We start from the raw sequence: 409 nt of genomic DNA on the forward strand, positions 1-409 counted from the left end.
ACGGTGTAGTCGTCAGGCGGGCATCGCAGCATGCAGAGCTGCTGACCGTGGGCGAAGCACAACTGGAACTGGTGCCCCCGATCGTCCAGGGTGAAGAGAACGGCATCCTGGAACCCGATGATCTGTCCGACGGCACAAGCAAAATCACTTGCCCGAACCCGCTCGCCAACCCGACCAAACCCCAGGACGTGGTCACCTGGCAACTGCGTGATGCCAATGGCGCGCTCCTGGACGAAGGCAGCAAAACCCTGAACGCCCTCACTGCCGGCAGACCCGTGGATTTCCCGCTTGATGCAGCCTTTGTGCAGAAGCATTTCGAAGCGCGGCGTGGGGAGAAACTCAGCGTCAGCTACAGCATCCTGCGGTTCGAGACGGGCAAGACCAGTTACTCGAATCCGTTGGTGTTCAC

Annotated in this window: 1 protein-coding gene; it reads left to right on the top strand. The window is 60.4% G+C overall.

Features of this window, described 5'->3' with window-relative positions:
- Nucleotides 1–47 precede the first annotated feature (47 nt).
- A partial coding sequence (locus tag M0814_RS29020; RefSeq protein ID WP_247868582.1) for a hypothetical protein occupies nucleotides 48–409 on the top strand: 362 nt, incomplete at its 3' end.

The organism is Pseudomonas sp. MWU12-2020 (genome assembly GCF_023100605.1).
GTDB lineage: Bacteria > Pseudomonadota > Gammaproteobacteria > Pseudomonadales > Pseudomonadaceae > Aquipseudomonas > Aquipseudomonas fluorescens_H.